General features: G+C 55.0%; 22 protein-coding genes and 3 pseudogenes. 15 read left to right on the plus strand and 10 right to left on the minus strand.

Annotated elements, in window-relative coordinates:
• Window positions 1-27: 27 nt before the first annotated feature.
• Both ACYQ04_RS05380 and ACYQ04_RS05385 read right to left on the minus strand, forming a co-directional pair.
• Complete coding sequence (locus tag ACYQ04_RS05380; RefSeq protein ID WP_460127925.1) at window positions 28-1023, minus strand: M42 family metallopeptidase; 996 nt, start codon at window positions 1021-1023, stop codon at window positions 28-30.
• Window positions 1024-1033: 10 nt separating this feature from the next.
• On the minus strand, window positions 1034-2035 hold the full coding sequence (locus ACYQ04_RS05385) for a 2-hydroxyacid dehydrogenase (RefSeq protein ID WP_460127927.1): 1002 nt from the start codon (window positions 2033-2035) through the stop codon (window positions 1034-1036).
• Between the two features lie 118 nt (window positions 2036-2153).
• Between ACYQ04_RS05385 and proS the strand changes: the two are divergent.
• From proS to ACYQ04_RS05405, 4 genes and pseudogenes are all read left to right on the plus strand, one after another.
• Window positions 2154-3606, plus strand: a pseudogene (gene proS / locus ACYQ04_RS05390) (proline--tRNA ligase).
• Between the two features lie 62 nt (window positions 3607-3668).
• Window positions 3669-5051 carry an ATP-binding protein gene (locus tag ACYQ04_RS05395; RefSeq protein ID WP_460129918.1) on the plus strand — a complete coding sequence of 461 codons (1383 nt, stop codon included), beginning with the start codon at window positions 3669-3671 and terminating at the stop codon, window positions 5049-5051.
• Window positions 5048-6652 carry a carbamoyltransferase family protein gene (locus ACYQ04_RS05400; RefSeq protein ID WP_460127929.1) on the plus strand — a complete coding sequence of 535 codons (1605 nt, stop codon included), beginning with the start codon at window positions 5048-5050 and terminating at the stop codon, window positions 6650-6652. Before ACYQ04_RS05395 ends, ACYQ04_RS05400 begins: the two co-directional genes overlap by 4 nt.
• Before the next feature lie 99 nt (window positions 6653-6751).
• Window positions 6752-7923 (plus strand): annotated as a pseudogene (locus ACYQ04_RS05405) (pyridoxal phosphate-dependent aminotransferase).
• Here ACYQ04_RS05405 and ACYQ04_RS05410 read toward each other — a convergent pair.
• Both ACYQ04_RS05410 and ACYQ04_RS05415 read right to left on the minus strand, forming a co-directional pair.
• Entirely contained in the window at window positions 7920-8393 is a 474-nt protein-coding gene (locus tag ACYQ04_RS05410) for a hypothetical protein (RefSeq protein WP_167728491.1), read from the minus strand. The pseudogene ACYQ04_RS05405 and the gene ACYQ04_RS05410 sit on opposite strands and share 4 nt — an antisense overlap.
• Before the next feature lie 140 nt (window positions 8394-8533).
• A complete protein-coding gene (locus tag ACYQ04_RS05415; protein WP_460127931.1) occupies window positions 8534-9181 on the minus strand; it encodes a metallophosphoesterase in 648 nt (215 codons plus the stop codon).
• Between the two features lie 127 nt (window positions 9182-9308).
• On the opposite strand from ACYQ04_RS05415, the gene ACYQ04_RS05420 reads away from it, so the two are divergent.
• A complete protein-coding gene (locus tag ACYQ04_RS05420; protein WP_099210581.1) occupies window positions 9309-9521 on the plus strand; it encodes a hypothetical protein in 213 nt (70 codons plus the stop codon).
• Window positions 9522-9567: 46 nt separating this feature from the next.
• On the opposite strand, the pseudogene ACYQ04_RS05425 reads toward ACYQ04_RS05420, so the two are convergent.
• Window positions 9568-10786: pseudogene (locus ACYQ04_RS05425) on the minus strand (methionine adenosyltransferase).
• Window positions 10787-11118: 332 nt separating this feature from the next.
• Between ACYQ04_RS05425 and ACYQ04_RS05430 the strand changes: the two are divergent.
• Genes ACYQ04_RS05430 through ACYQ04_RS05450 form a run of 5 tightly spaced genes read left to right on the plus strand, consistent with a single transcriptional unit; the run spans window position 11119 to window position 13738 of the window.
• The gene (locus tag ACYQ04_RS05430) at window positions 11119-11739 is read left to right on the plus strand and encodes a haloacid dehalogenase (protein WP_460127933.1); all 621 of its coding nucleotides are present in this window, start codon (window positions 11119-11121) and stop codon (window positions 11737-11739) included.
• Complete coding sequence (locus ACYQ04_RS05435; RefSeq protein ID WP_460127935.1) at window positions 11732-12313, plus strand: endonuclease V; 582 nt, start codon at window positions 11732-11734, stop codon at window positions 12311-12313. Before ACYQ04_RS05430 ends, ACYQ04_RS05435 begins: the two co-directional genes overlap by 8 nt.
• On the plus strand, window positions 12310-12945 hold the full coding sequence (locus ACYQ04_RS05440) for a DUF120 domain-containing protein (RefSeq protein WP_460127937.1): 636 nt from the start codon (window positions 12310-12312) through the stop codon (window positions 12943-12945). Before ACYQ04_RS05435 ends, ACYQ04_RS05440 begins: the two co-directional genes overlap by 4 nt.
• Entirely contained in the window at window positions 12942-13484 is a 543-nt protein-coding gene (locus tag ACYQ04_RS05445; protein WP_099210571.1) for a hypothetical protein, read from the plus strand. Before ACYQ04_RS05440 ends, ACYQ04_RS05445 begins: the two co-directional genes overlap by 4 nt.
• A gap of 44 nt (window positions 13485-13528) precedes the next feature.
• Window positions 13529-13738 carry a PRC-barrel domain-containing protein gene (locus tag ACYQ04_RS05450; RefSeq protein WP_099210569.1) on the plus strand — a complete coding sequence of 70 codons (210 nt, stop codon included), beginning with the start codon at window positions 13529-13531 and terminating at the stop codon, window positions 13736-13738.
• Here the strand turns inward: ACYQ04_RS05450 and ACYQ04_RS05455 are convergent.
• Window positions 13735-15198 carry an NAD-binding protein gene (locus ACYQ04_RS05455; RefSeq protein WP_460129919.1) on the minus strand — a complete coding sequence of 488 codons (1464 nt, stop codon included), beginning with the start codon at window positions 15196-15198 and terminating at the stop codon, window positions 13735-13737. The genes ACYQ04_RS05450 and ACYQ04_RS05455 overlap by 4 nt on opposite strands.
• Window positions 15199-15315: 117 nt before the next feature.
• On the opposite strand from ACYQ04_RS05455, the gene ACYQ04_RS05460 reads away from it, so the two are divergent.
• Complete coding sequence (locus tag ACYQ04_RS05460; RefSeq protein ID WP_460129920.1) at window positions 15316-17040, plus strand: DUF2226 domain-containing protein; 1725 nt, start codon at window positions 15316-15318, stop codon at window positions 17038-17040.
• Window positions 17041-17199: 159 nt separating this feature from the next.
• Window positions 17200-18066: a DMT family transporter gene (locus ACYQ04_RS05465; protein WP_460127939.1), complete on the plus strand. Its 867-nt coding sequence runs from the start codon at window positions 17200-17202 to the stop codon at window positions 18064-18066.
• Between the two features lie 5 nt (window positions 18067-18071).
• Here ACYQ04_RS05465 and ACYQ04_RS05470 read toward each other — a convergent pair whose 3' ends face one another.
• The gene (locus tag ACYQ04_RS05470) at window positions 18072-18260 is read right to left on the minus strand and encodes a hypothetical protein (RefSeq protein WP_460127941.1); all 189 of its coding nucleotides are present in this window, start codon (window positions 18258-18260) and stop codon (window positions 18072-18074) included.
• A gap of 64 nt (window positions 18261-18324) precedes the next feature.
• Here ACYQ04_RS05470 and ACYQ04_RS05475 point away from each other — a divergent pair, with 64 nt between their 5' ends.
• The 3 genes from ACYQ04_RS05475 to ACYQ04_RS05485 all read left to right on the plus strand — a co-directional run bounded on the left by ACYQ04_RS05475 (window position 18325) and on the right by ACYQ04_RS05485 (window position 21069).
• Window positions 18325-18891 (plus strand): CBS domain-containing protein, encoded by a 567-nt coding sequence (locus tag ACYQ04_RS05475; protein ID WP_460127943.1) that lies wholly within the window; start codon window positions 18325-18327, stop codon window positions 18889-18891.
• A 79-nt stretch (window positions 18892-18970) separates the two neighbouring features.
• Entirely contained in the window at window positions 18971-20857 is a 1887-nt protein-coding gene (locus ACYQ04_RS05480) for an ABC transporter substrate-binding protein (protein ID WP_460127945.1), read from the plus strand.
• A 38-nt stretch (window positions 20858-20895) separates the two neighbouring features.
• The gene (locus ACYQ04_RS05485; protein WP_460127947.1) at window positions 20896-21069 is read left to right on the plus strand and encodes a hypothetical protein; all 174 of its coding nucleotides are present in this window, start codon (window positions 20896-20898) and stop codon (window positions 21067-21069) included.
• Here ACYQ04_RS05485 and ACYQ04_RS05490 read toward each other — a convergent pair.
• The 3 genes from ACYQ04_RS05490 to ACYQ04_RS05500 are packed head-to-tail and all read right to left on the minus strand — an operon-like array spanning window position 21044 to window position 23795.
• Window positions 21044-21763, minus strand: coding sequence for an ABC transporter permease (locus ACYQ04_RS05490; protein ID WP_460127949.1), 720 nt, complete (start codon window positions 21761-21763; stop codon window positions 21044-21046). The two genes, ACYQ04_RS05485 and ACYQ04_RS05490, sit on opposite strands and share 26 nt — an antisense overlap.
• Complete coding sequence (locus ACYQ04_RS05495) at window positions 21751-22668, minus strand: ABC transporter ATP-binding protein (RefSeq protein ID WP_460127950.1); 918 nt, start codon at window positions 22666-22668, stop codon at window positions 21751-21753. The genes ACYQ04_RS05490 and ACYQ04_RS05495 overlap by 13 nt, the downstream gene beginning before the upstream one ends.
• On the minus strand, window positions 22650-23795 hold the full coding sequence (locus ACYQ04_RS05500; protein WP_460129921.1) for a DUF5711 family protein: 1146 nt from the start codon (window positions 23793-23795) through the stop codon (window positions 22650-22652). Before ACYQ04_RS05500 ends, ACYQ04_RS05495 begins: the two co-directional genes overlap by 19 nt.
• Window positions 23796-23886: the final 91 nt, after the last annotated feature.

The following is a 23886-nucleotide window of genomic DNA, read 5'->3' on the forward strand; positions in this document are numbered from 1 at the left end:
GTCACACTCCTCCACTCAAATGGTTGGCTACAGCTCGAAGGTTATGGCCTCAATCAGCTTTATCAGGGCCTCGAGGTCGCCGAGATGGAGCGTCTCGACCTCGCTGTGGAGGTACTTCATCGGGACGCTCAAGGCTAAGACCTCGCTCTTGTGCTGGAAGGCCGAGGCATCGGTTCCACCGCCAGTAACCCCTACCTGGAGGGGAATCCCGTTGCGCGAGGCTATTTCAGCTACTCTCCTCGCCAATCTTCTCGTGTAGATGGCCGAGTTGTCCACGGCTCTTATCACCGCTCCCCCGCCTAAGCGAACATCGCCAGTAAGCTCCGCACAGCAGGCGAAGGAATCCACCGCGAAGGCGTACTTCGGCGAGTAGCGCTCCGCGAGGAACTTTGCTCCCTTGAGCCCGACCTCCTCCTGAACGGTGAAGGCGAAAATCCACCTGCCGTCGAGGTCGTGGTCGACCAGGTCCTTTATCGCCTCAACAAGTGCCACAACCCCGAAGCGGTCGTCGAGGGAGCGGGTTGAGACGTAGCGGTAGTTGAGAACCGCGAAGTGCTTCTTGAAGACTGCGTAGTCGAGAACTTTAACGCCGAGTCTCTCCGCCTCTTCCCTGCTTTCGGCCCCGATGTCTATGACGAGCTTGTTCCAGGGGACGGTGTCGAACTTCCTCTCGAGGTTGAGATGGACCGGAAGTGCTCCAATAACGCCGTCGAGCTTTCCGTTCTCGGTTACAACGTCGAGGTGCCTGCCGTAGAGCAGTCTGTCGTCTATCCCTCCGACCTTCCTGAAGGTGAGCTTTCCATCGGGCCTTATTCCCGTAATCAGAAGCCCTATCTCGTCCATGTGGGCCATGAAGAGGCCCTTCAGTTCACCTTCGCCCAGCTCGACGATGAGGTTGCCGATTGTATCAACGGTGTAGTCGGCGTAGGGTTCGAGCAACTCCGCGATTTTCTCCCTGACCTTCTCCTCGTAGCCTGAAATTCCGGGAATTCGAGTTATCTCCCTCAACTCCTCGACAAGCATTCAAACCACCTCAGAGCATCTTTACCTCTTCCGGAGGGCGAACCTTCAGAACTTCCCTGTTGACGAGCGTCTCCGGAACCTCACCGCGCAGAACTGCTAAGAGGTTTCTAACCGCCTGGAACCCCATGTCCTCCATAGCCTCCTTCGAGAGGCCGGCGTAGTGGGGCGTTAAAACGGTCTCCCACTCGTAGTCGAAAAGCTCGTGCTCCTGAACCGGCTCGTTTTCAAATACATCGGTCGCGTAGCCCTTCAGCTTGCCCTCTTTGAGGGCTTTAACGAGGGCTTTCTCATCGACGAGGGTTCCGCGTCCGATGTTCACCAGGTACTTCCCCTCAAGGAGCTTCAACCGCTCTTCGTTGATGATGTGGTAGGTCTCCTTCGTCGCCGGGAGGGCGAGGATTACAATGTCGCTCTCCCTCAGCACGTCGTCAAGGGGACGGTATTTCGCGCCGACTTCCTCCTCGATATCCGGCTTCCGCGAGCGCGACCAGTAGAGTATCTCCGTCCCCATCGCCTTCATTCTCCGCGCTATTGCCTTTCCTATCGCCCCCATACCGAGGATTCCAACGGTTTTGCCGTAAACCGTCTCGATGCCCTTGAAACCGCTCCAGACCGTCCTGTGGGAGTCCCACTTTCCAGAGCGAATGAACCTGTCTGCGTAGGCGATTTTTCTCAGAAGCGCTGCCGTTAAGCCAACGGCGAACTCCGCTACCGCCTCGCTGAGAACGCCGGCCACTTTGGTGACGTAGATTCCCTTTCTCGTCGCCGTTTCGATGTCAACGTGGTCGTAGCCGGCCGAGTGACAGCTTATAACCTTCAGCCTGTCTGCATGTTCGAAGACCTCGCCGGGGACCGGGTTGAGCGGGGAAACTATCAGCCCGTCGTACTTCCCGATGACCTCTTTAAGCTCCTCAACGCTCGGGTAGAGGATAACGTCAACGTCCGCCCATTTCTTGAGTTCCTCGAGGGGTTTGCTCTTCATCTTGAAGAGGACGGCCACCTTCGGCCTCATGTTATCACCTTAAGATGTCTATCGAAACGTCCCTAATAAGGTTTCCGGCTGGACGAATGTCAAGCCCGGCCCGAGAAAGCTTAAAAACTCCTTCCAGTTCTCCCTTTAGGTGGTGCAGATGGGGAAGGTAAAGCGTGAGAAGTGGAGCAACGAGTTCAGCGAGTGGTACAACGAGCTCCTCGAAACGGCTGGAATTATCGACAAGCGCTACCCGGTCAAGGGAATGAACGTCTGGCTTCCGTACGGGCTGAAAATCATGCGCAACATTGAGGCCTTCATAAGGGCCGAGATGGAGCGGACAAGCCACGAGGAAGTTCTGTTTCCGGCGCTCATCCCCGAAACCGAGTTCCAGAAAGAGGCTGAGCACATAAAGGGCTTCGAGGACGAAGTTTATTGGGTAACGCATGCAGGTCTCGACCCCCTCGACGTCAGGCTCATTCTGAGGCCCACGAGCGAAACTGCCATGTACTCAATGTTCTCCCTCTGGATTCGCTCCCACGCGGATTTGCCCTTCAAGGTCTACCAGATAGTCAACGTCTACCGCTACGAAAACCAAGCACACGAGGCCCCTGATTAGAGTCCGCGAGATAAGCAGGTTCTTCGAGGCCCACACCGCTCACGCCGACTTCGAAGATGCCGAGAGGCAGATAAAGGAGGACCTTGAGATATTCGACCGCCTCGCGAAGTTCCTCGCTTTACCATACATAATCTCCAAACGCCCGGACTGGGACAAGTTCCCCGGTGCCTTCTACTCCCTCGGCGCCGAGATAATGATGCCCGACGGGAGGACGCTCCAGATAGGCACGATGCACAACTACAAGCAGAACTTCGCCAAGGCCTACAACATCCAGTACGAGACCGAGACGGGCGACCACGAGTACGTCCACCAGACGACCTTCGGAATGAGCGAGCGCCTTTTGGCGGCGGTCATAGCGGTTCACGGCGACGACAGCGGAATGGTTCTCCCGCCGACGATAGCGCCGATTCAGGTCGTTATCGTGCCCATTCCCAAGAAAGACGCAAACGTTGACGTCTTCGCCTACGCGAGGGAGATAGCCGAGGAGCTTAGAGAAGCCGGCTTCAGGGTGCATGTGGACGAGCGCGACATAAGGCCGGGAAGGAAGTACTACGACTGGGAGCTGAAGGGCGTTCCCCTCCGCATAGAGGTCGGCCCCAGAGATGTGGAGGGAAGGAAAGCCGTCCTCGCGAGGCGTGACACCTTCGAGAAGGTAACCGTCGAGCGCGATAACATAGTCGAGGAAGTGAAAAAGACCCTCGATTCTATCCACGAGAACCTTTACAACCGCGCCAAGGAGTTCCTTGAGAGCCACATCAAGCGCGTTGACACTATTGAGGAAGCTAAGGCCGTCTTCGAGGACAGGCGCGGAATAGTCGAGATTCCCTGGTGCGGTGACGAGGAGTGCGGGCTTAAAATGGAGGAGGAGCTCGACGCAAAGATGCTCGGAACACCCTACCCGGAGGAGAAGGCCAGGGAAGGCATCGAAGGCAAGAAGTGCCCGGTCTGCGGCAGGGAGGCGAAGTTCATAGCGAGGTTCGCGAGGACCTACTGATTCCTTTTCCCTCCGCTACCCTTTTAAACAATTTACTGCAAAGTAAATTACTGGTGGGTAAATTGTCTCGCAGGTTCATAGACAGGGAACGGGAAATTGGGCTCCTCGAGAGGAGACTTGAGAGCGAGAGTGCGGAGTTCGTGGTAATCTACGGAAGGAGAAGGGTTGGGAAGACTGCCCTCATAACGGAGTTTTTGAGGAGACACGGAGGGATATACCTCCTCGCGAGGGAAACGAGCGAGCTTGAGAACCTCAGGCGGTTCTCGGAGAGGATTACCTCTTACTTCGGGGACGACGTCCTTCTCAAAAATCCATTCCGCAACTGGGATGCCCTATTTGAGTACCTCCATCAAAAAAGCAGGAAAGAAAGGCTAATCGTGGCAATAGACGAGTTCCCATACCTCGTTCTTTCGAACAAAGCCCTGCCCTCAATTCTTCAGGACTACTGGGATACCAAGTTCTCGGAGGGAAAGCTTTACCTTATAATAAGTGGCTCAAGCGTTTCGATGATGGAGGAGCTTCTCGGATACAAGAGCCCGCTTTACGGCAGGAGAACCGGCCAGCTGAGGGTAAAGCCCCTCGACTTCTTCAGCGCGGGGGAATTTCTCCCCCGTTTCTCGATGGAGGACTTCGTTAGAGTCTATTCAATCCTCGGGGGAACCCCCGCCTATCTTCTTGAGTTCGACGATGGGCTCAGCGTTGAGGAGAACCTCACCGAGAACTACTTCAGACAGGACAGTCTCCTCTACGGCGACGCCGAGTTCGTCCTGAGGGAGGAGCTTGAGAGGCCAAGGCTCTACTTCGCCGTTCTTGAGGCGATTGCGCGGGGAAGAACGACCCTCGGCGAGATAATGAACGAGACCGGCCTCGAGAGGGGAACGGTTGGAAAGTACCTGTCGGTTCTGATTAACCTCGGAATCGTGAGGCGGGAAGTTCCGGTAACGGAGAGCAAAAAGAGCAGAAAGGGACGGTACTACATTGACGACCCCTACTTTTCGTTCTGGTTCAGGTACGTCCATCCAAACGCCGATTTAATCGAGACCGGAAACGGCGACATGCTCACGAGACTCGTCATGAAGGATTTGGACGAACATGTCGGGAGGATTTTTGAAGAGGTTGCCAGACAGTTTCTGCTGAAAATTAAGGAGAAACTTCCTCTGAAACCGACGAGGGTTGGACGGTGGTGGCGGAAGTGCGAGGAGATTGACCTCGTTGCGATGGATGAGGTTGAGAAGAAGGCCCTCCTGATAGAGGTTAAGTGGAGGGACCTGAGTGAGAGAGACGCCCGAAAGGTCTTTGAGAGGCTCGATAGGAAGTCAAAGCTTATGGGCCTTGACGGATGGGAGTTCCACTTCGGGATAATCGCCAGAAGCGTGGAATCCAAAGATGAGCTGAGGAAACTCGGCTTCGTGTGGGACCTTGGGGATATGGAGGTGTTAAAATGATTCTCGGAGTCCACGACGGCCACGACGCCGGGGCTGTTCTGATAGACGGCGAGAAGATTTTCGCGGTGAACGAGGAGCGCTTAAACCGGGTCAAGAAGTACAGGGGCTTCCCCGAGCTGAGCATCAAGGCCGTTCTCGAGATGGCAAACGCTGACCCGGAGGACGTTGAGGTAATAGCCGTCGCAGGGATTTTCAGGAAGGGGAAGAGGCTTCTGGAGCTTGAGGAGAGGCTGAAATCCATCTTCGGCCCGGAGTTCAAGAGAAAGGTCCTCTTCGTCGAGCACCATCTCGCTCACTCGGCGAGCGCCTACTACTCCTCTGGCTGGCGCGAGGCCTTAGCGGTTAGCATAGATGCGGCGGGAGACGGTCTAAGCTCCTCGATTTACGTTGCTAGGGACGGCGAGATGATTAGAATAGCCCAGAGCACCTATTTAGATAGCCTCGGCGACTTCTACGCCTCAGTTACGGAGCTTTTAGGATTTAAACCGATGCGCCATGAGGGGAAAGTGATGAGCCTCGCCTCCTACGGACGGCCGGCCTACGATTTGAGCGCTATAATCGAGCTCAGCGGGCTGACCTTTGACAACCATCTTAAGGTCATCGGCGTCGAGGCAACCAAAAGGCTGGCCGAGTTCTTCGGTTATCCACTCTCAAGGGCGAAAGAAATTGCCAACCAGATGAAGCGCGGAAAGCTCGACGGTGAGCTTCAGAGGAAGGCCATCGAGATAGCGGCGAGCGCGCAGAGACACCTTGAGAAGCTCCTCGAGGAGCTCGGCGTTAAGTTGAGTTCGAAGGGCCTTCCTTTAGCCTACGCCGGTGGTGTTGCCCAGAACGTCAAGGCCAACGCAGTCCTTAGGAGAATCTTCGGAGACGATAACCTGTGGGTCTTCCCCGCGATGGACGACGGGGGATTAGCTTTCGGCTCCGCGATATTCGTCAGGACCCAGCTCGAGAGGCTCGACGGAAAATGGAAGCCCTTCAAGCTCAAACACGTCTACCTCGGCCCGTCCTACGGGAGGGCTTACGTTGAGGAGTTCCTGAGAAAGGAGGGGCTCGAGTTTGAGGACGTCAACGAAAAGTTCGTTGCCGATGTTCTTAGCGAGGGGAAGCTCGTCGGCTTCTTCCAGGGGGCGATGGAGTTCGGACCGAGGGCCCTTGGCAACCGCTCGATTCTGGCCAACCCCTCCGACGAAAAGGTTAAGGAGAGACTAAATCTGGCGCTTAAAAGGGACGTCTTCCAGCCCTTCGCGCCCTCCCTGCTCCCGGAAAAGGCGGGAGAATACCTCGATGACCTTGAAGGCAGGCCGAACGAGTTCATGACGATGAGCTACACCGCGAGCGAGGAGTTCAGAGAAGCCGCTCCGGCGGTCGTTCACGTGGACGGCACGACGAGGCCTCAAGCAGTGAGGAAAGAGGTAAATCCGAGCTACTACGAAGTCATCAAGGCCTTCGAGAGGAGAACCGGCATCGGAGCCGTTCTGAACACGAGCTTCAACATGCACGGCGAGCCGATAGTCTGCTCACCGGGGGACGCGCTAAGGACGTTTAGAAAAGCTGAACTGGACGTTCTGGTAGTTGAAGGGTTGGCGGTGTTTGGGTGAATCTTTTAGGACCGTAACGTCCATATTGGCACTTCGATGTCCATCTTTTCGGTGAGGTAAGGTTATAAACATCGCCGAGAAGGAAGAGCGGTGAGGTTCATGGCGCTGAGCGACAGACTCGAACTCGTCAACCCTTCTGAGATTAGAAAGCTCTTCGACCTCGCCCAGGGTGTTGAGGGTCTCATATCACTCGGAATCGGCGAGCCAGACTTTGATACACCCCAGCATATAAAGGAGTATGCCAAGGAGGCCCTTGACAAGGGCATGACACACTACGGCCCGAACGCCGGCCTGCCAATGCTCCGCGAGGCTATAGCGAGGAAACTTAAGGAGCAGAACGGCATCGAAGCCGACCCTACGAGCGAGATAATGGTGCTCGTCGGGGCGAACCAGGCTTTTCTCATGGGTCTCGCCACGTTCCTCAAGGACGGAGATGAAGTCCTCATCCCGAGTCCCATGTTCGTGAGCTATGCCCCAGCCGTTGTTCTCGCCGGCGGAAAGCCAGTTGAGGTCCCGACCTACGAGGAGAACGAGTTCCGCCTTTCCGTTGACGACCTCGAGAAGCACGTGAGGCGACAAAACCCGGGCGCTCATTATAAACCACCCCAAACAACCCGACCGGCGCGGTTCTGACTAAGAAGGACCTCGAGGAGATTGCAGACTTCGCAGTCGAGCACGACCTCATAGTCTTCAGCGATGAAGTTTACGAGCACTTCGTCTACGATGGTGCAAGGAACTACAGCATAGCCTCCCTCGATGACATGTTCGAGCGGACGATAACGATAAACGGCTTCTCCAAGACCTTCGCCATGACCGGCTGGCGCCTCGGCTTCGTCGTGGCTCCTGCATGGATAATCGAGAAGATGACCCGCTTCCAGATGTACAACGCCACCTGCCCCGTCACCTTCGCCCAGTACGCCGCCGCGAAGGCCCTCGATGACGAGAGGAGCTGGAAGGCGGTCGAAGAGATGAGGAAAGAATACGACAGGAGGAGGAACCTCGTCTGGAAGCGCCTCAACGAGATGGGCCTTCCGACGGTTAAGCCCAAGGGAGCGTTCTACATATTCCCGAGGATTAGGGACACCGGCTTAACCGACAAGGAGTTCAGCGAGCTCATGTTGAAAGAAGCCAGGGTCGCGGTCGTTCCGGGCTCGGCCTTCGGAAAGGCCGGCGAGGGGTACATAAGGATAAGCTACGCAACAGCTTACGAGCAGCTTGAGGAAGCGATGGACAGGATGGAGAAAGTGCTGAAGGAGAAAAAGCTCGTTTAATCCCCAAAAATTCCCCTGCTTCTCTTTATTATTATCTCAACGACTCTGTCAACGTTTCTCGCACCGAGTATGTTCATGACGTCAACGTAGCCAAGCTTGACCTTCTGGAGACCGCCCCCCTCATCGTAATAATTGAGCAAGGTATCACCGTTCTCAATCGTCACCCAGTAGCCCCCACCGGTCTTAGCAAGACGTTTGTTTATTTCATCTAAAAACTTCTTTCTGTGCCTCGAAATCCGCTCCCTGACCTCACGGGGAATTACATCATCACTGAGGTGAATCATCCGCAGGTAGGCGCTGAATGTTGCCCAATCGGCGGGACTAGGGCCTTTTTCAAGCCTTTGAAGGAGAGGATAGTTATCAACCACCATCAGGCGCTGAATGTCCCTTCTTAGCTCTCTCAAATCAGCCCTGAGGCGCTTAACCGTCTCCTCGGGCAGCTTTACCCTCATCGCTTCCACAACTACCACCGCGTGGGGGTTGAGGTAATTTGTTATAACCTTTCTTTATGTAGGTGTTGAACGGGCGACAGACTTTATGATTATCAAGGGGTAGTTTCCAGATTACCACTAAACAGAACCCAAAGTAGATGGGAAGAATGACGAACACTTCAGAGGGACTTCAGTTCAACGTTAATGACATTATCGGCCAAGATTATTTCTGCATAGTACCCTCTGAAGAGCGGGCCTGGGTTCACGATTACCGTCTCCCCAACTCTGTCAACGCTCCTTGCCTCGTGGATGTGGCCTGTGATAACAAGCGGTGGTTGCTTCTCCTCGATGAACCCTCTCAGCGCGGAACTTCCCACATGAAGACCCGAGTGGACGCGGTCGGCCTTCGTGTCTTTCGGCGGGACGTGGGAGAGGATGACGTCGCCGGGGCGGTAGTTCCTCAGAAGGATTTCTCGGATTTCATCCTCGCTGAGCTCCCAAATTGTGTTGAAGGGTGTTATGTTTGAGCCCCCAACTCCAACGAAGCCAATTCCGTTGAACTCTCTTCTCCTGTCGTGAATCCAGATTCCAAGTTCGTCGAGCAACTCCGGAACGTCCCTACCGTCGCAGTTGCCGTGAACCGCGAGTATTGGAACGCCGGTTTCAAAGAGGGGCCCGAGAACCTTCCTGACAGTTTCGGCTCCTGAAAAGTGGGTTATGTCGCCCGCTATGAGGAGTGCGTCCGGTTTCTTCTCCACGATTAACTCGGCGAGCTTCCGGCTCATCTTCACGTTGCCGTGGATGTCTGTTATCGCGACGAGCCTCATCTTCTCACCTCCGTAACCGAGAAGACCTAACGCGCTTAAGTTTTACTTCGCTGATTGACGAAGTCAACTTTAACGTTCACCGAAAACCTTATAAGGTTTAGGGTCTCCTAATGGAGTAGGTGATACCATGGAGAGGGTTAAGTCAATCCTCCAGAGGAGGCTTGAGGTCGTTAAGAAGAGGAAGGAGCTCCTCGTCCTTGAGGAGGCAAGGCTCGTTAGGATGGCCAAGCAGAAGAAGGACGTGGCCGTTAAGCTCGCGAAAGTTAAGAGCGAGAAGCTCGCCATAATGGAGGAGGAAGCCAAACTCCTCAGGGCCCTGAAGCAGAGCGCCCCCTACTGATTTCTAAACTTTTGGATTCAAGAACAGTGGAAAGGAAAGAAGGAATTCAGAAGACGTTCAGCTTGTCGTCGAGAATCATTTTCTGTATCTTGGTTATGTTGGCGAGCCAATCGTCGGCAATCTCGTAGGCGGGCTTCTGGAGGACGTCAATTGAGTAGCCCTTCTTCGGGATTATCTGTATGCTCGCAACAAGGGGCTCGTCAATTGGCTTGCCTATCTGGCTCAGAATCCTGACGTAGACCTCCTCGACGCCCTCAACCTGCTCCGCTATGTCGTTGGCTATGAGCATCGAGAGGAGGTTGTAAATCTTTCCGACGTGGCTGACCGGGTTCTTACCGGCCGCGGCCTCCATGCTCATGTGCCTGTTCGGGGTGATGAGCCCGTTGACGCGGTTTCCTCTACCAACGCTACCGTCGTCGCCGGCTTCGGCGCTCGTTCCGGTGACGGTGATGTAGTATATGCCGTTCTTCGGGTCGTCGGCGGTGTTGACGTAGATGTTGACCTTCCTCTCGGTGTGGGCTTCGACTATCTCCTTGGCCTTCTGGTAGATGGCCTCCTTAACGGCCATGTACTCGTCCGGATTGGCGACCTCGCTGTCAACTATGGCTGCAAGCTATGGTGAGGTCAATCTCGTCGCCCTTCCTGAGGCCCATGACCTTGATGTCCTCGCCAACCGCCGGCCACTCCTTCTTGAACTCGTCGCTGTTGAGAACCTTCTCGGTTTCGAGGACTATCTTCTCGGTCTCGCTGAGCGGGGCATAGCCGACACCGAAGCTGGTATCGTTGGCGAGCGGAATCGGGTTCTCCTTGGCCTTGTTGAAGACTCCAACGAGGTCAACACTTCCCTGACCAATGCGGGAGTCTATGACGACGTGGTTCTCGATGTCGAGGTGTCTGACGGCCTTCTTGAGGTAGTCCTTCGCGGCCTTTATCGCTATCTCGTGAACCGGGAAGAACTCGCGGTCAACCATCTCAACGGCCCTTCCGGATAGGAGGATGTAAATAGGCTTGATGACCTCACCGCCGCCGAACTGCGGGTAGGCCCTACCACCAACGACCTCAACCTGGTCGGTGTTGTGGTGGAGGATGATGCCGTATCTCTTGATGTACTCCCTGCTGAGGGCCCTGCTGACGGCCTCGGCTATGCCATCGGCTATGCTGTCGGGGTGGCCGATTCCCTTCCTCTCGACGAGCTCAACCTCCTGCATCTCGACAGGAGTCCTGACGAGCTCCTCAACGACGATGTTTCTAACCTTCTCGGCCATGAGCGTCACCACCTCTGCTTTTAACTTAGCAAAGCCGGGTCTGGTGAACTGCTTATATAATTTTCGGCATGAATTAGGAAAACTAACATTCCTGAGAGTTATTAACTTCGAAAGTCTTAAAATTTCGGCCGAAGAATTTTCTACGACGGTCCCGCCCGGTTGGCCCGCCGGACGGAGTGGGCTGGGCCTTCGATGAGGTCCCGTGGACGATGCCGGGCGGACAAGGCCCGCCTCCTCCGGACCGCCTGAGGATGGCTATGCCTTCGATGATGGTGGGGGATGGGCCGGGCCCACATTTTTAAGTCTCTTCTTCAACTTCCTCCGGTGGGAACATGGAGATAGAGGAGATAATCGAGTCAGTCAGAAAAGTTCTCGATGAGAAGGATTCCCTGAGGGAGGAAGCGCTCAAGGTCACGAGGGAAATAGTGAGGCTCAGCGGGGACGCTGTCAAGGCCGTCCACCGGAACGAGCTAAACCCCGCGGAGGAACGGCTAAGCGAAGCCGGAAAGCGGGTGGAACTGCTTAGGGAGACGCTGAAAAACCATCCCGACCTCTACTACTCCGGCTACGTTCAGACCGCCCATCAGGAGTTCGTTGAAGCGTCCCTCCTCCTCAGCTACGTCCGCGGGAGGCCATACCCAACCCCCGGTGAGCTCGGTGTCCCTGAGGCGGACTACGTTCTCGGCGTCGGGGACTTCATAGGCGAGCTCAGGAGGTATTTCCTCCACAGGCTTCTTGAGGGAGACCTCGACACCGCTGAGACGGTTTACCGCGAGATGGAGAGGGTCTACAACGCCCTCATAACGCTGGAGTATCCAAAGGGACTGGTCAACGTCAGGCAGAAACAGGACCAGGCCCGCTACGCCCTGGAGAGAACCCTCGAAGACCTCACGAGGGCCAAGCTCAACAGGAGCCTTGAGGAAAAACTTGAGAAGGCCCTAAAGAATGACTGAATTAAAGGATTACATAATCACAGAAAAACTCAAAAAGATAGCCGAGGTTCAGGGAAGACTCTCAAAAAGGATAGTCGAGAGACCGCTCGACCCCAGCAGGGTGAAGACCGTTGGGGCGGTTGACGTCTCCTACCGGGGGAACGATGCAGTCTCGGCCCTCGTAATATGCACCTTTCCAGAGTGCGAGCCAATCGAGACGAGAACGGTTAGGGTCAGGGTAGCTTTTCCCTACATCCCCACTTATTTCTTCCTCAGGGAGACGATGCCCGTTTTGAGGGTCGTCAAAAACGCGGACTTTGACGTTCTTCTTGTTGAGGGCCACGGGAAGGCGCACCCGAGGGGCTACGGGCTGGCTTCCCACATCGGGCTAATCCTCGAGAGACCCGTAATCGGCGTGGCAAAGAGACCGCTCCGCGATGTGCCGGAGAACCTCTATGAAAGGGTAGGAAAAGCTTATGTAAGCGTTGGACATCTGGTCGATTTGAGGTCTGCCGTTGAGGTCGTGAAGGCGCTTGGCGAAGGCTATCCAAAACCTCTCAAGCTTGCCGATAAGCTCTCGAAGGTGAGAAAATGAAGAACGTAAAACTCCTCGTTTCCCTCGCGAGAAGGGGAGCGATTGGAAAGATGAGAAGGGTCACCGTTAGGGAGCTCGCCGATGAGCTCGGGGTCTCACCCCAAACCGTTTTGAGGCTCCTTGTAGAGATGGAGGAAGAGGGATTAATCGAGAGAAAGGTGGAGGGCAAGAAGACCCTCATCGAGGTGACACCCGAGGGCGCGAGCTTCCTCCAGAGGCTCTGCGACGAGATTTCAAAGGCCCTCTCGACCGGCGTGATTGTCGGGGAGGTCGTTTCAGGCCTCGGGGAGGGTGCCTACTACGTCAGGCAGTACGCGCCCCTGATTAGGGAGTACCTCGGCTTTGAGCCCTATCCCGGAACGCTGAACGTCCGAGTTCTCTTTCCGAAGACGGTCTTCGATGCCCTCTGCAACGCAAGGCCCGTTATAATCCCCGGTTTTACCAAGGAGGGGAGGACCTTCGGTGACGTCAAGGCCTACCGCGTGAGGATTGACGGCGTGGAGGGGGCGATTGTGATACCCTCAAGAACAGTTCATCCCCCTAAGATTGCCGAGATAGTGGCTCCGGTAAACCTGAGGAAAAAGCTCGGCCTCAACGACGGTGACAGGATAAGGATTGAGGTGATAGAATGAAGACAAACGCAAACGTAGGGGCAACCCTAACGTTCGCCGGGCTGGGTGCCTTCTTCGGCTTCCTGCTGGCGGTCTTCGCATACGGACCCTATGAGAACCAACTCTTCGCCTACGGAATCTATGTAGGGCTCATCATCGGAGCCATTCTCGGCATAAGGGCCGACGAAGAGTGGAACTTCAGAACGTCCGCCGTTTCGTTCGTCCTCGGTGCGGTCGTGACACTCGCCCTCGCCCTCTGGTGGGCGAACATGGGGATAAACGCGACCTTCGCCAACGTGATGCTCGGAGTTGTCCTCGGGATGAGCCTTTTCGTTAAGCCAACGAACTTCACGGACGCCCTAATAAGCCCAGCGACTTACCTCGGCGGGGCATCGACGGTCCTGCTACTCCTGAAGAACTACGGCCCATTGCAGTCAGTCGAGCATGGGGTCACATCAATAATTATAGTCACCGGCAGTGCAATGGCGTTCACCTTCTTCGGGGCACTCGGCAGGTGGGGCTTCGAGAAGTTCAGGAACTTCGGCAGGAAAGGCAAGTAGCAACGCTTAAATATGCTCATTGATAACCTAAGGCGGTGATTGAAATGGTGATGAGGCTCTCAAAGCTTTACGGCAAGCAGATTTACAACACGAAGGGCTACTACGTTGGTTACGTTGATGAGGTTTTAATCGAGATTGACAGGGGGATGGGAAAAGTCCTCGCCCTCGTTCTGCCCGGGGAAAAGGTTGGAGTCCCCTACGACCGCGTCACGGCCATCGGCGACATCGTCCTCGTCAAGGCCAAGGAGGATTAGCCTTCTTTCACCTTTAATGCCTCCAAGAACCTTTCCGTGACGGCTTCTTCCACGAGCTTCAGCAGGGAGTTCTTATCCTTGGCGAGCTTGAAGATTCCGAGGCTTATCCTCGCGCCGCCAGCCCTGGCGTGTCCTCCTCCGCTTCCAAGCTCTCCGAAGGCCTCCTTCATCACCGCACCTATGTTAACCCTAACGTCCCTCGTCCTGGCGGAAATCTCAATCTTGTCGTCCACTATGCCAAAGACGAGGACCGTCGTTATGCCCTCCAGGCGGAGGAGAAAGTCAGCGGCTTCCGCAAGGGCATCGCGGTTTGTTATGAAGCCCACGTTGCTTATTATGACGTTTTTGTAAATCCTCCTGTGCATTATCGCCCTCGCAAGAATTTCAGCCGTTTCGGTGCTTATGTCGGGGTGCTCAATCTTGTCAAGGAGCTCGTAGTCAACCTTTCCGGCTAAGAACTCTATCGCCTTGAGGTCAACGGGGCTCAGCTTCGAGAACTTCTTCGTGTCTATGTAGATTCCATAGAAAAGGGCGGTTGCGAGCGGTGGTGAAACCGAGATGTTGAGCCCCCTGAGGTACTCGACCAGGATGGATGAAGCGGAGTTAACGTCCGGCCGAATGTCCAGGAAAGCATCGTCGGGGATTACGTCAGATAGATGCTGGAGTATTTGATGGTGGTCTATGACGATTTTAATTCTCTCGTAGTCCGAGCTCTCAAGGATGGTGAGGTTTCCGTTAGGCTGGCAGTCAACGAGGGCGATGAAAGGATAGCGTCTGAGTTCATAGGAGCCCCTCGAAACGCGCGTTACCTCAATCCCCAAGAGGTTCACAAAAGCCCTGTTCTCGTGGTGGGTTATCTCGCCCCCATGGACTATTTTGGTCTTGAATCCAAGGGTCTGTGCTATGAGGCTCAGTGCGGCGGCGCTTGCGAGGGAATCCGGGTCAGGATTGTCATGCATGACTATGAGGAGAGAATCACTCTCGTTTTTCAGTTCACGGAGCTTCTTCACGAGCAGGTTGACGTTCTTCTTCTCCCCTATTTGCTTCACTATCCCGATGAGAGCGTTCCGGAGGGCAGTTCTTGGAGAGATTGCGTAATCAACCTTAACATCGGCTTCAAAGCTCTCCCGTATGCTCTCCATGAGGTCCTCAAGACCCACGTCATCCGGGAGAACTGTTAGGATTGGAACTTCCTTGTTGTTGGTTCTGATTACGTAGACCGTTTTCTTGATTGTATCCACATCCATCGTCGTTATAATTACGAGCTCGGACTTCTCAACACCCGCCTTGAGGAGCGTGGCCGTGTATGAAAAATCACCTTGAACGACGTGAAAACCGCTCTCCTCAAGGGCCCGGGCACGGATTTCATCCCTCTCCACGATGACAACGTCAAATTCTCCTTTGAGGGCCTCCGCTATCGAGCGTCCAAGGGCCCCTCCTCCGAGGATGAGGACTCTCATCAGCATCACCCGCTTTCTGCACAACAATGTTTAAATAGGGGCTTTGATATACTAAGCCGTGAATTCCTTCCGAGTTCTTTAAGCGGATAGAGATATATATAGCTAATGGTGGTGGAGATGCAGCTACCGGACAAGGCACCGCTCGTCGAGAACGCCGTAGTGACGTCGGCGGGCGAGCTCACCGAACTAGTGAAGAAAGCCCTCAGTGAGGGCAAGGGAGCCTTCCTTAAAATATTCGCCAAGGACAAGAACGCCAAGTACTACGTAACGGTTCTCTTCGACAGCTCAAAGGTGCTGGCCGTAGAATGCCTTGTGGTTGACAATAAGCAAACGCTAGTTGGAGAGGACGCCGTCAACCTTCTAAAATCCCTGCTCGGCAGGCCGATGGTCGTTGACGTTTACTCCCTCGACGAGATTGAAATGAAGCTCTCAATAGCCGAGAACCTTGACGTTTACTCCGAGACTCCAAAAATACCCCTAGATGAATTCTTCTCAGGCGGAGCAACCCAACCACCCAAGATTGAGGTCCCCAAACAACAGCCAGTGCCAGAGGAGAAGCTAAAGAAGAAAGAACCTGAAAGGGCACCCGCGCCCCAAACTCCTCAAAAAACTTCAGAGGAACCCGTCCCACAGCAGGCTCCAGTCCAGAAGCCCCCAGCAAAGCCCACCAAGAGCGGTGAGCCCGAAGTTGTGGTTAATTTCGTAGGTGGGAGACTCCCAGAGGAAGCCTTCAAGAAGTACGCAGAGAACATAATCAAAGAGGCCGGTAGGATAAGGGGCGTTTCAATAAACAGGATAGAGTTTGACGCAAACGTTGGTGAGGGCGTGGTTTACCTTAACGTCCACGTTTACGGAAGCTCGGAGAGCACGGACAAGAGAAGCCTCGAGATAGCCGAGAAGAGACTGTTCCACATCGTCAGCAAGCACGCGCCCATAATCCTCAGAGAGGCCGAGTACAAGCCCATACTCAGGGACATAAGCGTGGTCCTCAACGGCGAGGAGGCAAGGCCACAGGAGATAGTCGAGAAGGACAAGAAGAAGACAGGAGCCGTAACGAAGGATGGAAGGATTCAGCTTTCGGTCCTTGAAGACGTCTGGCCGTACTTCAGCAACTTCGCGAGAACCGTCGTTAAAGAGCTTGAAACAGCGGGAATTAAGGTTAACAAGGCGTACTTTGACGTGAAGGGGAGAAGGGAGCTCGAAATAAACCTTTCAATAGCCGTCGAGAGTCCCTTCGATAAGCCCACGACGGAGAAGACCATCAGGACAATCCTCAGCAGACACGCCAAACAGCTATCAAGCTCAATAAACCGCTACATCACGGTTCATAACGTTGAGCTCGAGCTGGTGGAAAAGCCAATAACCAGGCAGGTGTCCACAAAGAAGCCCGTGGCAAGTGGAAAGGCAGCCGAGATACTAGCCAAGAAGGAACTCCTTGAGAAGGAAGTTGAAAAGCTCCTAAAGGAGGCAGGAATAGACGAGCTTGCCCCGTTAACTGAAGTGAAAAAGAAGGAGGCCGAGGAGACCCTGCTGAGAAGCAGGATAGAACCGGCGATAGAAGCCCTCAAAAACAGGGTTCATGCCGAGCTCAAACTCATCCCCAGGGTCACCTTCAAGTGGCTCAAGCTCAACCACGAGATTCAGGGCTCTACGGTCTACGTTGATATCGAGGCCTCTTTCGTCAAGGAAAGTGTCGGTGGTCTTTTCGGCGCCTACTCCGGCGTCTCCGACGATAGGATAAAGAAGGACATAACCGAAACAATACACAGGATAATCCGCGATGTCTCAAGCGAATACAGCGTTGCAATAAGGCCAAGGAACGTTAACGTAATTCTCCGCTGACCTTTCTATTTTCAGCACTCAAGATCGTCATCATCCTGACGTCAGCCCTGCCGAGGTCATCATCGCCGATAGTTGGCGCGTGATTATTAAGGCCTTTTTCATACTTTCATCTAAACGTTAAAGCGCTAATTTTTTAAGGCTTCACCGTGAGCGAGAACCATGCAAACGCTAATCCTTGGAGTCCTCCTCGCCCTCGCGTCGGCCTTCTCATGGGCCTCATCAACCATACTCGTCAGGGTAGGGCTTAGAAGGCTCTCCCCCATAGGGGCCAACATATTCAGGCTCTACGTTGCCTCAACGCTCTTCCTGCTCATCTTCGCGCTCACCGGAAACATGAGCGTCTTTAAGCTCCCCGCAAGGTTGCTCATCCTTGCCTTCATATCCGCCCAGTTCGGCTTCGTCATAGGTGACTACTTCTACTTCAACGCCCTAAAGAGGATGGGCGTCTCAAGGACCGTGCCCATAACCTCAACATACCCGCTCTGGGCAATCCTGTGGGCGATGCTCTTCCTCGGCAGAACTGTTAAGCCCCACGTAATCATCGGGGCGGTTCTCGTCGTTCTGGCGATAATAATCGTCAAGAGGGCCGAAGAAGAGGAGCACGCGGATAGGCTCGGTTTCATCTTCGCCTTCGTGGCCCCAATCTCGTGGAGCGTCGCCATAACGATAATGGACTACCTGACGAAGAGCATACCATCGCTCCAGCTGGCGGGAGTTAGGATGGTCTTCGCGGCCCTCGGTGTCTCGGTCTTCCTCCCGAGGTACAGGGAGGAGGTAAGGAAGATAAGCAGGAGGGAAGCCCTCGTTCTCGTCGGTGCGGCGGTTCTCGGCCTAATCCTTGGACAGTACCTCTTCGTCTACTCGGTTTCTCTCGTCGGCTCGCCGATAGCCGCTCCCGTCTCGGCGATAAACCCGATAATAGCGTCCCTGCTCGCGGTTTTCCTGCTGAAGGAGAAGCCGAACGCGAGGATATTTGAGGGACTTATCTTAGCGGTCCTCGGCGTGATTCTCATATCCATCGGCTAAAGCTTTTAAGTCCCCCTTCCTAATTTTTCATCGCCGACAGCGAGGGGACAACTCGTCTCCTCGCACGGGCTCGGTTTTCCCGCCTCCGCGAGGTAGTCGGGTTCGATGAGCGGAGCGTGCTCACGCCGAGCCCACAGGGCCGGGAGCATCCACCCGCGTGAGCGAATGAGCGCGGGCCTCTGTGCCCGGCCCACAATTCGACGCCCTTCTGAGGAAGGCTTATAACCCCTTAGCCGGTTTAATAACCGGTGGTTATTTATGGTGGTCATCCCCCGGCCGATTGACCCCAGGGAAATCAAGCGAATTCGAAAGGAGCTCGGCATAACGCAGGAGGAGCTCGCCAGAAAAGCCGGCGTAACGCAGGCTTACATAGCGAAGCTCGAGGCCGGCAAAGTTGACCCGAGGCTCTCAACACTGAATCGAATTCTCCAGGCCCTTCTCGAGTGCAAGAAGGCCCAGCCCCGGGCGAGGGACGTTATGTCATCGCCGGTAATCTTCGTCAAGCCCTATGAGAAGGTTGAGAAGGTCATCAAGCTGATGAACGAGCACAACATCTCCCAGATTCCCGTCGTTTCTGGAAACAAGGTGGTTGGCTCTGTAACGGAGAGAACCCTCGTGAGGCAGAGCCTCGAATACGAGGACATCTACGATTGCAAGGTCATGGAGGTAATGGAGGAGCCCTTCCCGATAGTTAACGAGGACGAGGATTTGGAGGTCGTTAAATACCTCCTCGAGGACAACCCGGCGGTTCTCGTCCAAAACAGGGAGGGCAAGATAGTCGGAATCATCACGAGGGTTGACCTCTTCAGAGTCGGCCGGACTTGAGTCCCCCCACAACTTTAAAAACCCCTCCTTCTCAACATCCCTGGACATTTAATCCGGACAAAACGTCCAGGTGATAACCATGAAGAGAACCGCACTCTTCGTCGTCCTGCTTTTGCTTGGGGCCGTTGTAGCGGCGGGCTGTATCGCCTCAAATGAGAGCACGAGCTCAACCTCATCTCCCTCGACCACAGCTACACCAACCAGCTCAACGACGAGCCCCAAAACCTCGACCTCAACGACGACTTCAAGCACGACCCAGATGGAGAAGAGCTACTACCCGATAACGGTCAAGGACTTCGCGAACAGGACGGTCACAATCAAAGAGGAGCCCAAACGCGTTGTTTCCCTTGCACCGGCCATAACCGAGGACCTCTACTACCTCGGCCTGCTCAACAGGGTCGTCGGAGATACCGGCTACGAGGACTGGCCTCCAGCGGTCAAGAACATAACCTCCGTCGGTGGCTACGGAGCCTACGCAAGCCTTGAGAAGATAGCAAGCCTCAAACCAGACCTTATTATAGCCGATAACGCCGTCCTCTACAAGAAGGGCTACCTTGAGAGCCTTGAGAAGATTGCGCCGGTTATAATCGTTGCCCCAAAGAGCCTCGACCAGATACCCCAGGCCATAGAGCTTCTCGGCAAGGTCTTCAACAGGGAGGATACGGCCAAAGAGGTCATCGACGAGTTCAACGCCAAGGTCAATGCAATGAAGGAGCTCATGAAGGACCAGCCGAAGGTTAAGGTCTTCTACGTCGTCTGGAACAAGCCCCTTATGACCGCCGGCGGAAACACCTTCATAAGCGACGTCATCAGCATCGCCGGTGGAGTTAACATCTTCAATGACACCAAGGGATGGGCACAGGTGAGCCTTGAGGAGGTCATCGCGAGGAACCCGGACGTCATAATACTCACCCCCCACTGTGGCATGACTGTCGAGCAGGCTTACAAGCTCTTCGCTGGAACCAACGCGGTGAAGAACGGCCATGTTTACATGATTAAGAACGAGAACGACCTCATCCACCCGAGTCCGAGGCTCATCCGCGGAATCGAGACCATGGCAAGAATCCTCCACCCCGATGCCTTTAAGACAAGTTATCCGCTCACGATTAAGGACATGGCCAACAGGACCGTTACAATCCCGAAGGAGCCCCAGAGGATTGTCTCACTCGCCCCGAGCATCACCGAGACGATATTCTACCTCGGAGCCGGCGACAGGCTCGTCGGTGTCACGAAGTACGCAGACTGGCCTCCAGCCGTTAAGAACATCACCAAGGTCGGTGGCTACGGAGCCTACGCGAACCTTGAGGAGATTGCAAAGCTCAAGCCAGACCTGATTATAGCCGACAGCGCAGTCTTCTACAAGCAGGGCTTCCTTGAGGACCTCGAGAAGATTGCACCTGTGGTAATCGTTGACCCGAAGAGCATCGACGGAATCTACCAGCAGGTTAAGCTCCTCGGAAAGATTCTCAACAGGGAGGAGCAGGCTTCCCTCGTCGTGGCGGAGATGAAGGCCCAGATAAGCTACATCGAGGGTCTCGTCGCCAACGCGAGCAGGCCGAGCGTGATGTACCTCGTCAGCACCTACAACGGTTACTGGATAGCCGGAAAGGACACCTTCGCCGAGGGCATAATCCAGATTGCCGGCGGTAAGAACGCCTTCGAGGACGTTACCGGCTGGAAAGCGGTCAGCGCCGAGGAGATAGTGGCGAGGAACCCCGACGTCGTGATTATAGCCTCGGCCTATGTTGACCCGAAGATATTCTGCTCCGGCCCGCTCTCGACGATAAAGGCGGCAAAGGACGGAAGGGTCTACACCGTGAGCGACCCCAACGTCTTCCAGAGACCCAGCCCGAGGATTGTGCTGGCAATCAAAGAGATGGCAGAACTGCTTCACCCCGAGCTCTTCAAGTACCAGCCGCAGCCCCTCGTCTGCTCCACCAACACGACGGCAAACGCGACCGGCTGATTTTTAAGCTCCGTTCCCTTTTCTTTTCCGGTGATGGCATGGAGAGGAAAACCGTCTACAGAGTTCTACTCGTCATCGTGATAATCCTCGCGGTAATCTTCACGCTCGGCGTTATTGGCATTGTCCCCTTCGTCTGGAGCGAGTACATAACCATCTTCATGGTAATCCTGTTCTTCGCCCTCAGGTTCAGTAAAGGCGCTCAATCCTCGTGACCGAGAGGTAAACGAAGACCATCGCAAGCAGGAGCAGGACGAGGAGTGAATAGAGGGGATTAACGACGTCGTAGTAGTGGAGCATCGCGAAGCGCAAGCCGTCAACGGAGTATGTCATCGGGGTGAGCAGGCCAATAACCAGAAACCACTTCGGGAAGAGGAGGAGCGAAACTATCGCCCCGCTCGTGAACATCATGGGCAGTCTTATTAGGTTGAGCCACGTCATCGCGTTTATCGGGTTTTCAACGACGAGGGAAACGTAGAGGCCGAGGGCGGAGAAGACGACGGCCGAGAGAACCAGATAGACCGCGAGGAGAGGAATGCTCCAGATTGGATATATCATGAAAAACCGCAGGAAGAGCAGGCTCACGAGGCCGACGAAGAGCCCGAAGAGGGAACCGGTCAGAACCTTTGCGAGGACAATCTCAAGGTAGCTCACGGGCGCAACGAGGAGCCTCTCAAACGTTCTCAACCTTCTCTCGAAGATTACTGAAGAGGAAACAAATGACGTCGTGCCGAAGAGGACCGAGATGGAAAGAAGGCCGGGCGCAAGGTGGTCAACGTCGCCGAAGCGCACCGCAAAGGCCAGCGTGAAGACGAGCGGAAAAACGACGCCCCAGCTTATTGAACCGGGTTTCAGCAGGTACTCCCTCAGCTCTTTCTCCGCTATTGTTAGAACCTTCAAAGGGGACACCCCCCACACGGGCACTTGGTCAGCTCGACGAAAACGTCTTCAATTCCGGGAATCTCGGTGCACAGGGAGGCAACCCTAAAGCCGAGCTCAGACTTGAGAGAGCACAGCTCCTCCAGAAAGCCATCAACATCATCAACCTCGAAGACGAGCTTCCCCTCCTCGAAGGAAGGATTGTAGCGTTCAAGGGCCCTCATAAGGGAAGAGCTCAGGGGTTCGACGGAGAGCCTGACGACGGTTTTTCTCCCAACCAGCTTCGCGAGCTCGTTCCTCTTGCCCTCGGCGACTATCCTTCCGTCTCTCATTATAGCTATCCTCTGGGGAATCGTCTCGGCCTCAACCATGTTGTGGGTCGTTATGAAAACCGTCATTCCCCGCCTGTTCAGGGCGCGGATTAAGGCCCTAACGGCCCTCGCGGAGTGAACGTCCAGGCCGTTCGTCGGCTCGTCGAGGAAGAGCACTTTCGGCTCGTGGACGAGGGCCGAGGCTATCGTGACCCTTCTCTTGAAGCCCGTGCTCAGCCTGCCGAACTTCTTATCGGCAGGAAGCTCGAACTCCCTTATCAGCTCATCGACCCTCTCGCGGGGAGCGTCGTAGAGCTTTGCCATGAAGAGCAGGTTTTCCCTGACGGTCAGCTCGTCGTAGAGGTTTGAAACGTCCGGAACGAGGCCTATCGAGCGCCTCACCGCGAGCCTCTCGGTCTTGACGTTGAAGCCGTTCACGTAGGCCTCACCGGAGGTTATTGAGGTCAGGGTCGTCAGCATTCTAACGGTGGTTGTCTTTCCCGCCCCGTTGGGGCCGAGCAATGCGAAAGCCTCTCCCTTCCTGACCTTGAAGCTGATTCCTTTCACGGCTTCGAAATCGCCGTAGCGCTTGACGAGGTTGTTGGCTACGACCGCTTCCGCCATAGCAGGACCCCCATGAGAACGACAGCCAAGATGAGAATGACCCCGAGGTAGGGGTTGAAGCCGAAGCCTTCCCGGGTTGAGGTTTGGGTTGCGGGCGTTGTCGGTGAGACCCCCACAAGGGCCCACGCCTCTATGACGCTGTAGCAGTTCTGGACGTCGTGGGAGCCGTACTCGGTGAGGAAGTAGCCCCTCGGCGAGGACGCGACATGGTAGGCCGTTCCGTTGAAGCGTTCGAACCAAACAACGGTTCCGTTCGGAGAAATCAGCTCAGCGGTCTTTCCGTAACTGACAACCGTGTAGTTATTCATCGTTGCGATGTCGTAGGCGTAACCAATCAGCGGGACTGAGTAGATAGCCTCTCCTTCGAGGTCGAGCAGGGTAACGTTGCCGAAGTTTCCCGCAACCGCGACGCTCTTTCCGTCGGTTGAGATGGCCCTCGCGTAGCCGTTGAATTTCTTCTCCCAGAGAACCTTTCCATCGAGGGAATAAGCAACAACCTCACTCCACGACTCCGACTGGGGAACAACGAGGGCTAAAACTTCATTTTTGGCCGTTAGGACTTTCCTTACTGGACCGGGATTATCGCGCCACAGGAGTTTCCCAGAGACCGAGAAGGAGTAGAGCCCCGAATCGGACCCAACAAAAACAGTATCGTTCTGAAGCAAAACGCTCCAGGTGTAGTTCCCAACGCGCTTTTCCCATGCGAGCTTTCCGTTTCGGAACAGATAAACCCACCCCGAAGCGTCACCGGCGACGGCAATACTACCATCGGGTGAGATTGAAACGCTAACGACGGCGTTTTTCAGTTCCTTCTCCCAGAGAACTTTTCCGTCCTTGAAAGCCTGAAGCCACCTGCCTTCGGTTCCGATTAGGAGGATACCACCCCCGGAGAGCGCCGAGGAGTACGCTATTCCGCGCGTCGGCGCTTTCCAGAGGAGTTTTCCGTTGGGACTCAAAAGCTCCGCGTAGTAGCCAAAGGCGAGGCCGATTATCCCGTTCCCGTTGATTGCCATCGAGAACACGGCGCAGGTATCGGAGTAGCTCCAGAGATGAGACGGCTGAAGGGCGAGAACGTGAGGCTGAACCAGCAGGATGAGCGCGATTGCAGCGAGCGTTCGGGTCTTCATCTCCCACACCGGCATTCGTTCGGACAGCCTAATAAAAAGCTTTCTGGTGCACGCGTCTAAGCTAAAGCACTTTTGTTTTCTTCTCTCGTTA

It is taken from the genome of Thermococcus prieurii (assembly GCF_054657655.1).